Origin of the sequence: Kitasatospora griseola (genome assembly GCF_014648555.1) — a bacterium.
Classification (GTDB): domain Bacteria; phylum Actinomycetota; class Actinomycetes; order Streptomycetales; family Streptomycetaceae; genus Kitasatospora; species Kitasatospora griseola.
This window is the reverse complement of the sequence record NZ_BMRI01000042.1, coordinates 51,533-59,871: the sequence shown is the minus strand read 5'-3', so window position 1 is coordinate 59,871 and position 8,339 is coordinate 51,533. Positions and strand designations below refer to the sequence as shown.

The 8,339-nt window shown below is 75.7% G+C and carries 10 protein-coding genes; 5 read left to right on the top strand and 5 right to left on the bottom strand.

Annotation, left to right across the window (positions count from 1 at the left end; translation table 11 throughout):
• Nucleotides 1–241, top strand: a 241-nt coding sequence (locus IEZ12_RS32925) for an NUDIX hydrolase (protein WP_505744229.1), incomplete at its 5' end; no start/stop codon positions are given.
• A gap of 59 nt (nucleotides 242–300) precedes the next feature.
• Here IEZ12_RS32925 and IEZ12_RS32920 read toward each other — a convergent pair.
• The 3 genes from IEZ12_RS32920 to IEZ12_RS32910 all read right to left on the bottom strand — a co-directional run bounded on the left by IEZ12_RS32920 (nucleotide 301) and on the right by IEZ12_RS32910 (nucleotide 2,539).
• The gene (locus tag IEZ12_RS32920; RefSeq protein ID WP_189277396.1) at nucleotides 301–996 is read right to left on the bottom strand and encodes a class I SAM-dependent DNA methyltransferase; all 696 of its coding nucleotides are present in this window, start codon (nucleotides 994–996) and stop codon (nucleotides 301–303) included.
• 53 nt (nucleotides 997–1,049) lie between these two features.
• The gene (locus IEZ12_RS32915) at nucleotides 1,050–1,787 is read right to left on the bottom strand and encodes a tyrosine-protein phosphatase (protein ID WP_189277394.1); all 738 of its coding nucleotides are present in this window, start codon (nucleotides 1,785–1,787) and stop codon (nucleotides 1,050–1,052) included.
• A gap of 62 nt (nucleotides 1,788–1,849) precedes the next feature.
• A complete protein-coding gene (locus IEZ12_RS32910) occupies nucleotides 1,850–2,539 on the bottom strand; it encodes a DUF4304 domain-containing protein (RefSeq protein ID WP_189277392.1) in 690 nt (229 codons plus the stop codon).
• 304 nt (nucleotides 2,540–2,843) lie between these two features.
• On the opposite strand from IEZ12_RS32910, the gene IEZ12_RS32905 reads away from it, so the two are divergent.
• The 4 genes from IEZ12_RS32905 (at nucleotide 2,844) to IEZ12_RS40245 (ending at nucleotide 6,517) form a co-directional block, all read left to right on the top strand.
• Entirely contained in the window at nucleotides 2,844–3,578 is a 735-nt protein-coding gene (locus IEZ12_RS32905) for an RNA polymerase sigma factor (RefSeq protein WP_189277390.1), read from the top strand.
• The gene (locus tag IEZ12_RS32900; protein WP_189277388.1) at nucleotides 3,575–4,459 is read left to right on the top strand and encodes a hypothetical protein; all 885 of its coding nucleotides are present in this window, start codon (nucleotides 3,575–3,577) and stop codon (nucleotides 4,457–4,459) included. Before IEZ12_RS32905 ends, IEZ12_RS32900 begins: the two co-directional genes overlap by 4 nt.
• Before the next feature lie 329 nt (nucleotides 4,460–4,788).
• Nucleotides 4,789–4,926, top strand: coding sequence for a hypothetical protein (locus IEZ12_RS32895; protein ID WP_157815700.1), 138 nt, complete (start codon nucleotides 4,789–4,791; stop codon nucleotides 4,924–4,926).
• Between the two features lie 61 nt (nucleotides 4,927–4,987).
• Nucleotides 4,988–6,517 carry a protein kinase domain-containing protein gene (locus IEZ12_RS40245; protein ID WP_189277387.1) on the top strand — a complete coding sequence of 510 codons (1,530 nt, stop codon included), beginning with the start codon at nucleotides 4,988–4,990 and terminating at the stop codon, nucleotides 6,515–6,517.
• Here IEZ12_RS40245 and IEZ12_RS32885 read toward each other — a convergent pair.
• Both IEZ12_RS32885 and IEZ12_RS32880 read right to left on the bottom strand, forming a co-directional pair.
• Nucleotides 6,514–7,017 carry a potassium channel family protein gene (locus tag IEZ12_RS32885; RefSeq protein ID WP_229848460.1) on the bottom strand — a complete coding sequence of 168 codons (504 nt, stop codon included), beginning with the start codon at nucleotides 7,015–7,017 and terminating at the stop codon, nucleotides 6,514–6,516. The two genes, IEZ12_RS40245 and IEZ12_RS32885, sit on opposite strands and share 4 nt — an antisense overlap.
• Nucleotides 7,014–8,339: a hypothetical protein gene (locus IEZ12_RS32880; protein ID WP_189277385.1), complete on the bottom strand. Its 1,326-nt coding sequence runs from the start codon at nucleotides 8,337–8,339 to the stop codon at nucleotides 7,014–7,016. Before IEZ12_RS32880 ends, IEZ12_RS32885 begins: the two co-directional genes overlap by 4 nt.

Below are 8,339 nucleotides of genomic sequence, written 5' to 3'. Positions count from 1 at the left end.
GACCCACCCCAGCGGCGAACTCGGCCATCCGGCCTGCCATTTCCTGTTCGACCTGGGCGTCTTCCCGGCCGACACCCCGATCGTCCTGCCGGAGGGCGAGCTCGACGCGTACCGGTGGGCGACCGTCCCCGAGGCGCTGGCCCTGCTCGGACCGGCCCGGGCACTCCGCCTCGAAGCGGGACTCGCTGCGCGGGCGGACGGGCGGGCGCGGGTGGTGACGGCGCCGAACTCCGGCTTCTGACCCGAGCAGGTGGGCGGGAAGACGCCCCTGTTTTCGCGCCCACCTGCGTTTCGCGCCCCCTAAACCTTGCGCCAGACGTACGCCGCCGAGACCGGTTGGCCGCGGTGGCGGGACCACTTGGGCTTGAGGGCGATCCATTCGTCGCCGACGGTCTGTTCGCGCATTTCGGCGAGTTGCCAGTTCGCGGCGAGGCCGGCGGTGAGGTGGTCGCCGACCAGGTGGACGTGGGTGGTGATGGCGACGGGGCCGTCGGGGCCGTCGTAGTGGGTGGGCATGCCGGCGGACATGATGAAGGCGGGGTGGAGGCCGACCAGGACGAGGAGGCCGCCGGGCCGGACCAGGCGGTGGGCCTCGCGGTAGAGCGGGGCGAGGTCGGCGAGGTGCTCGTCGACGAGGGAGCAGGCGGCGAGGTCGTACGCGGCGGTGGGCAGCCCGGTGGCGGCGAGGTCGGCCTCGGTGAGGCTGCGGTGGGCGCCGCGTTCGCGGGCGCGGTGCAGCATCTCGGGGGTGAGGTCGACGCCGTCGATCGCGCCGACGCCGCGGTCGCGCAGCCAGGCACCGGTGCGGCCGGTGCCGCAGCCGAGATCGACGGCGGTGCGGGCGTCGGGCCAGACGGGGACGGTGAGTCGGGCGAGGACGTCGACGTCCATCGCGTCCTGGACGGTCTGCTCGTAGCTGTCGACCCAGCCGGCGTAGCCGGTGCGGACGTCGACGGTCGGGTAGCCGCGGGTGTCGAACAGGGCGAAATCCACCATGCGGCGCAGTATGGTTCGCGCCCGGCGGGGGGCGCGAACCATTTAACGGACCGTCAGTTCGCTAGGAGCAGCCGGGCCCGGACGGCGGCGACCTCTGCGGCGGGCAGCCACTGCGGGGCGTCGAATTCGGCGAGCACCGCATGCAGCGCGCCCTCGGCGGTGGTGCCGGCGTCGGCGAGGACGCGAGAGATGCCGGCTTCCTCGTCGGGGCGGTCGAGGAGGGTCCACAGCGGGCGCAGGTTCGGCGCGGACTGCAGGTAGTCCTCGGTGATCGCGGCGGGTTCGACCTCGGCGAGGGCGAGCAGGACGAGCGCGGCCAGGCCGGTGCGGTCGCGGCCGGCGCCGCAGTGCACGACGATCGCGCCGTCCCGGGCGTGGGCGACGGCGGCGACCAGGCGGGAGACGGCGTCGCGGCAGTGGTCGAGGTAGGGGCGGAAGGACAGCGGGGTCCCGTCGAGGGCGCCGAAACGGGCCCACCAGTCGGGGCCGGCCAGCGCGTCCAACGGGACGCGGACCAGGTCGACGGTGTCGGGGGTGGGCAGCAGCGGCCGGTACTCGACCTGGTCGCGCAGGTCGATGACGGTCCGCACGCCGTAGTGGAGCAGGGCGTTCTGGCCTTCGGCGGTGAGCCGGTCGAGGTTGTCGGCGCGGACGATCGCGCCGGTGCGGGTGCGCAGGCCGTCGCGAGTGGGCAGGCCGCCCAGGTCGCGGACGTTCAGGCAGCCGTCCCAGTCGAGCTGCCGCTGCTCGTGCGACAGTGCTGTGCCGGACGCGGTGGCGGTCCCCGTCATGTGCTTCCCCCCGGAGGTGCTGCTCAGTGCCGGCGCGTTGCTGTGCCGGTACTGACTGGGACTCAGTCCGCTCCGCCGTGGTTCCCGGCGGGGAACTCCCAGAGCGGGCGGCCGAGGGTGTCGAGCACCCGGACCAGCCCGAAGCGCCGGTCGCGAGCGGACAGGAAGCCGCGGGCGGCGCCGGCCAGGACCTGCTGGGCGGCCGGGTCGTGGCGGCTCCACGCGCCGTGCAACTCAAGCACGCCGTCGGCGAGTTCGGCGCGCTGGATACGGGCGACGCCGGCGATCGCGAGGGCGTTGTTGACGCCGTCGAGGGCGGCGGGGAGCAGGTAGGGCCCGCGGTCGTCGGGGCGCAGCCGGCGGCGCAGTTCGGGCAGCGCGTAGCCGCGGACGGCGGCCACCGAGTCCTCGACGGCGACCAGCCAGCGCGGGCCGGGCGCGACCTCCCACCAGACCTCGCCGCCGACCGGCATCACCTCGCCGATCGGGGCGTGCCAACGCTCAAGGCCGGTACGGGTGTTGGCATCCGGGCGGATGCTCCGCCGGTCCCACGCGGCCTTGTCGGTGACGGACAGGTTGACGGTGTAGCGCACCCGCCCGTCCGTGTGCACCGCCTGGACGCCGAGCACCGCCCACCGGTCGTCGTCGGGCAGCGAGAACGAGTGCCGCCAGCCCTGGAAGCCGAGGGCGCGCAGGGCGGGCGCGAAGTGCTCGCGGATTCCCGTCGTGTACAGCTCCTGGGCGGTGCTCATGGCGTCTCCCGGTGTCTTTCGTGGCGGTGCGGCGGCGGGCGGGCGGCCGCCGCGCTCCGGATCGGGACGGAATGTCCCTCTTTTGCACGATATGGCCTGAGGGTGGGGCGCGACCGTGGGCGAACGACAGCGCTCGACGGGACGAAGGTCGGTCCGGTCCGGGTCCTTGGTCCCGAAGCTGACGGCCCGTCGGCCTGCACCGCCCGCGCACCCGGCGGCACCCGGCCCCACACGGGGCCGCCACCGCTCCGTCACCGCCCGTGCCACGCCCCGCGGCTGGGCCGGGGCACCCGGATGGCGCATCATGTGGCGGGTGCACAGTGCTGAACATCACGGGGCGGACGACGGCACCCGGCGCGGCCGTCCGGACGCACCGGACCGCCCGGTGGGCCGACGGGCCGATCTCGCCGCGGCCGTCCGGGCCGCCCAGGACGGTGACGAGGAGGCGTTCCGGGTCCTGTTCCGGGCCGTCCAGCCCGGGCTGCTGCGCTACCTGCGGGTGCTGGTCGGCGGCAAGGCCGAGGACGCCGAGGACATCGCGTCCGAGGCGTGGCTGCAGATCGCCCGCGACCTGCCGGGCTTCCGCGGCGACGCGGACGGCTTCCGCGGCTGGGCCGTGACCGTCGCCCGCAACCGGGCGATGGACCACCTGCGCCGGGTGCGCCGCCGCCCGGTCGCCGACCTGCCGGTGGAGTACCTGGCCGAGCTGGCCGCCGTCGAGGACACCGCGGGCCAGGCGATGGCCACCGTCGCGACCTCCGACGCGCTGGCGCTGATCGCCTCGCTGCCGCCCGACCAGGCCGAGGCGGTGCTGCTGCGGGTGGTGCTCGGGCTGGACGCGGAGAGCGCCGCGAAGGTGCTGGGCAAGCGGGCCGGCAGCGTCCGGATGGCCGCGCACCGGGGGCTGCGGCGGCTCGCCAGGACCCTTGACCAGACCGGGGGAGCGGCCGCCGGGGTACCCGGCCGGGCGGCCGGGAAAAAAACTTCCGCGCAAGGTGTGACACCGGCGCAGGTGCCGACGCTGAGGGATATGAGATGAGCACCAACCGATCCCGCCGGATCGATCGCACCACCGCGGAGCAGCTGCTCCGCGGTGCGACGGTCGACCCGGTGGCCGGTCAGGACCCCTCCGCCGGGCAGCGGCCCGCGCCGGGGCGGCCCGAGCTCGCCGCCCTGCTCGCCGCTGCCGCGGCGGCCGGGCCGGCAGGCGACGGCCCGCTGCCCGGTGAAGAGGGAGCGATGGCCGCGTTCCGGCAGGCTCGTCGCCAGCCGGCCCCCAGTCAGCACCGGAGACGAAAGATGGCGGACACCGCGCTCGCGCGGGCCCTCAGCGCGAAGGCCATGGCCGTCGCGCTGGGCGTGACCGCCGTCGGCGGGGTCGCCGTCGCCGCCGGGACGGGCCGGCTGCCCGAGGTCCTGGGCGGTCCGGCCCCGGCCCCGCCGGCCGTCAAGGCCGCGCCCGCGTCGCCCTCGGGCACGCCCGACGCACCCGCGCCGGGCGCCGCCTCGCCGAGCCGCACCGCGAAGCCGTCCACCGCCGCCACCCGTCCGGGCGGGGCGTCCGTCCGGCCCTCCGACCCGGCGTCCACCCAGCCCGGGCAGCCGCCCGACCTGGCCGCGCTGTGCCGCGGCTTCGCGGCGCGGGTCTCGGCCGGCGTCAAGCCGAAGGAGGCCGCCGCCGACTCGGCGCTGGCCGACCTGCTGCGGGCGGCCGGCGCCCCGGAACGGGTGACCGGGTACTGCGCGCAGCTCACCCGCGGCGACGCCCAGAGCGGCGGCCAGAACGGCGACGGCGACGGCCGGAGCCGTCCGCAGGCCGGGCCGTCCGCGTCCGGCAGCGCCTCGCCGTCGGCGTCCTGGCCGGGGCGGCCGGGGCGCGGCAACCAGCAGTCCAGGGGCGGGGGCGACGACCAGGACTGACACCGACTCCGGTCGGGCGGTGGGCACTCCCCCCGGGTCCACCGCCCGACCGGCCCCGACTCCGGGACGGCCGACGGGTTCCCCTGTGCCCGCCGGCCGGCCCGGACCGACCTCCGGACGGGCGCACGGCTCCCCCGGGCCCTGCCCGTCCGGACACCGCTCCGGTCGGCCCATGGACTCCCCCGGGTCCGCGGCCGTCCGGAACCGCTCCGGACGGACGGCTGAACTCCCCCGGGTCCACCGTCCGTCCGGGGCCCACCCCGGCGTCCTGCCCGAAGACCTCTGGAGTCCCCGGTGACCGACCTGACGCACCGCCAGGCGAGCTGGCGATGAGCTTCCCGCGTACCTCGCCGCGCGTCGAACGCGCCGCCCGACGGGCCCGGCACGGCTCGCCGGGGACCGTCCGCGCCCTGCTGTCCGCGGCGCTGGCCGCCCTGCTCGCCGCCCTGCTGGTGCAGCGACCGTAGGGGGCCGGTGCCGCGCCCGCTATGGTTCACGGGTGCCCGACCGAGGTGAGGGGAGTATCCGATGATCGGACGCGCGATGAACGGGCGTTACGAGCTCGGCGAGATACTCGGCGTCGGCGGAATGGCCACCGTCTACCGGGCCCTCGACCACCAGCTGGGCCGCCCCGTCGCGGTGAAGGTGCTCAACGGCGGCCTCGCCGACGACCCCCGGTTCGCCGAGCGGTTCGCCCGCGAGGCCCGGCTGGCCGCCCTGCTGTCGCACCCGCGGATCGTCACGGTCTTCGACTCCGGCCTCGACCAGGGCTCCCCGTACCTGGTGATGGAGCTGGTGCACGGCGACGCCCTGGGCCGGCTGATCGCCGACCAGGGCACCCTGCCGGTGGAGCGCGCCGTCGGCATCGCCGCCGCCGTCCTGGACGCGCTGTCCGCCGCGCACGCCCAGGGCCTGGTGCACCGCGACATCAAGCCCGGCAACATCATGATCACCCACGACGGCGGGGTGAAGGTGGTGGACTTCGGCATCGCCCGGGTCGGCTCCTCCTCCGGCCAGCAGCTCACCCAGGCCGCCTCGGTGGTCGGCACCGCCGCCTACCTCTCCCCGGAACAGGCCACCGCCGGGGAGGTCGACGCCCGCGCCGACCTGTACGCCGTCGGCTGCGTGCTGTTCGAAATGCTCACCGGCGCACCGCCGTTCACCGCCGACACCCCCGTCGCGATCGCCTTCAAGCACGTCACCGAGTACCCGGTGCCGCCTGCCGCCGTCCGCCCGGACGTGCCGCCCGCGCTGGACGCCGCGATCATGCGCCTGCTCGCCAAGCACGCCGCCGAGCGCCCCGCCGACGCGAACGCCGCCGCCGCCGAACTGCTCGCCGCCGTCCCGGCCGCCCCCGCCGACCGCACTGCCGCGCTGCTCGCCGCCGCCACCCAGGTGCTGCCGCCCGTCCCCGCGACCATGCCGCCCCCGCCCCCGCCCCCGCAGCAGCCGCCCTGGACCGAGCAGCACCGCACCTCGGTGCTCCCGCCGATGCCGATGCCCGTCCGCCGGCAGGACGAGGAGCCCGCGCCCGCGCCCCGGCGCGGGCGCAACCCGCTGGTGTACGCGGGCGTCGGCGCCGCGGTGTTCGCCTGCGTGGCCGGCATCGCCGCGTTCTCGCTCAGCGGCGGCGGCAACGACCCCGCCACGAACGCCCAGCCGGCATCCGGTGCGCCGTCCGTCGCGAGCAGCGGCAGCGCCCCCGCCGCCTCGCCGTCCCCCAGCGCCTCGGCCCGGCCCAGCTCCTCGCCGAAGCCGTCCGCCACCCCCAAGACCACCGTGGTCGCCCAGCTCGCCCAACTGCGCGCCGACATCGCCCAGACCGCCTTCGCCCGCGAGGGCGACCGCCAGGACGCCCTGACCGGCCTCCTCGACCAGGCCACCCAGGACGTCAACGACCACCGCGCCGACGACGCCGAGGGCGCCCTCAAGGACGCCCAGCGGCTGCTCCGCGACCTCCAGAAGCGCAAGGCCGTCGACCCTCCCACGCTGGGCAACTGGACCAACCGCCTGAACGCCGCGCTCGCCGCCGTGCACGCACAGGCCCAGCGGGACTAGCCCCCGCCGCGGGCCCGGCTGATCGTCCGGGTCCGCACCTGGCGGCCCAGCGCCGTCACACCCGTGGTCAGGAACACCACGGTGTACAGCACTTGGATCATCACCACGACCCGGGCCACCTGTCCGGACGGATGGATGTCGCCGTAGCCGACGGTCGCCATGGTGATCACCGTGAAGTACAGCGCGTCGACCTTGGTGGTCAGGCCGACCAGTTCGCCCGGCTGCTTGGCCATCCCCAGGTACGCCGCGGAGAACACCACCAGCGCCCCGGACAGCAGCGTCAGGATCACCGGGACGGGCCGCCCCGGGTGGCCCAGCATCTGTCGCCGGGCCTCGCGCAGCAGGCCCGCCCCGACCAGCGTGAGGAGGGCGATGAAGGTCAGCCAGCTGACCAGCGGGTGGTGCGGCCCGAACCAGTCCAGCGGCACCACGAAGTAGGCCGTCAGCAGCAGCACCGGCCCGCCCAGCAGGGCGAGGTACATCCGGGCCAGTTCCTTCATGCCGGGTCGGCCTTCCCGTCACCGGAGGCGTCCGACGGTCCGTCGGCGATTCCCGGCGGCTCGGCGGGCGGGGTGTCGAGGAACTCCAGCACCGCGAGGACGGCCAGCAGCACCACCGCGATCCAGAGCACCACCACCGCCGTCGGGTAGCCCCAGGTGAGCAGCACGATCGCGGCCACCACCACCGCGCCCCAGCCCAGCCAGGCCTTCCGCCGGTGCACGAAGCGGCCAACCGGGCCCAGCCGCAGCCCGATCCGTTCGGCGGCCCGCCGGACCGCGCCCAGGCCCGCCTGCCACAGCTGCCGCACCCAGCCGGCCCGCCGACCGGACCCAGTAAGCCAGACGGCCAGCGCGATCACGATGCCCAGCGCCAGCAGCATCCGGACCGCCGCCCGCAGGTAGCGCACCAGGGTGTCGTAGATCGCCGCCGCGGCGGCCTGGTCGACGTCGGCGGGCAGCTTGTCCAGGTAGAGCGCCCGGAACACGGTCAGCCCGATGCCCAGCAGGCCCGCCGCGACGGCCATCGCGAGCGCCGTGGTGACGGTGGCCCGGCGGTGGCGCACGGCCAGCAGGATGCCGCCCACGGCGCAGAGCACCGCCAGCACCGGCACCCAGAACCCGGCCAGGTCGAGCAGCCGCAGCCCCGTCTGCGCCTTCTTCACCGCGTCCGACTGCACCAGGACGAAGTCGGTGTGCACCTCGGGGATCTTCGCCGCCAGCCCCACCCCGTTGGCCACCAGCCGGTCCTTCACCTGGGCGATCACCGGCGCCAGGTCCAGGCTGACGGTGTCGCCCTTGACCTGCACCGCGCCGCCGCCCTGCCCGGTCAGCACGTTGGTGAACGCGGCGTGCGCACTGCGCAGGATGCCCTCCCAAATGCCCGCGAACGCGTCCGACTGGACGACGTTCAGCACCTGGCTGTGGACGAAGCCGCTCAGCCCGTCGGTCAGCGCCGGCCCGATCTTGCCCAGCGCCGCGTTCAGGGCCGGCCGGTCGGTCGGGGCGACCTCGTTCAGCAGGTCGGAGATCGGCAGCTGCTGCATGATCGCGTCCGTTGCCCGGTTGGCGACCGCGCCCTGCACGGCCGGGTCGGACGCCAGCGGCGCCATCGTCGACACGAACCGGCCGGTGTCGGTGACCTGCGCCCGGCTCCAGGAGGCGACCACGGCCAACGGGGTGAGCACCGAGGCCAGCACGATCAGCACGGCGGCGAAGAACGACCGGACCCGGTGGCGCCGGCGGGCCGGCTCCTGGGACTCCAGGTCGGCGACCCGGGCGCGCAGCGCCTCGACTTCGCGGTCGTCCGGGGATTCCGCCGTCAT

Bases quoted from the DNA above. Each gene is read 5' to 3' on its own strand.
- IEZ12_RS32920 (WP_189277396.1), bottom strand. From the start codon at position 996: ATGGTGGATTTCGCCCTGTTCGACACCCGCGGCTACCCGACCGTCGAC.
- IEZ12_RS32915 (WP_189277394.1), bottom strand. From the start codon at position 1,787: ATGACGGGGACCGCCACCGCGTCCGGCACAGCACTGTCGCACGAGCAG.
- IEZ12_RS32910 (WP_189277392.1), bottom strand. From the start codon at position 2,539: ATGAGCACCGCCCAGGAGCTGTACACGACGGGAATCCGCGAGCACTTC.
- IEZ12_RS32905 (WP_189277390.1), top strand. From the start codon at position 2,844: ATGTGGCGGGTGCACAGTGCTGAACATCACGGGGCGGACGACGGCACC.
- IEZ12_RS32900 (WP_189277388.1), top strand. From the start codon at position 3,575: ATGAGCACCAACCGATCCCGCCGGATCGATCGCACCACCGCGGAGCAG.
- IEZ12_RS32895 (WP_157815700.1), top strand. From the start codon at position 4,789: ATGAGCTTCCCGCGTACCTCGCCGCGCGTCGAACGCGCCGCCCGACGG.
- IEZ12_RS40245 (WP_189277387.1), top strand. From the start codon at position 4,988: ATGATCGGACGCGCGATGAACGGGCGTTACGAGCTCGGCGAGATACTC.
- IEZ12_RS32885 (WP_229848460.1), bottom strand. From the start codon at position 7,017: ATGAAGGAACTGGCCCGGATGTACCTCGCCCTGCTGGGCGGGCCGGTG.
- IEZ12_RS32880 (WP_189277385.1), bottom strand. From the start codon at position 8,339: ATGACGGCGGAATCCCCGGACGACCGCGAAGTCGAGGCGCTGCGCGCC.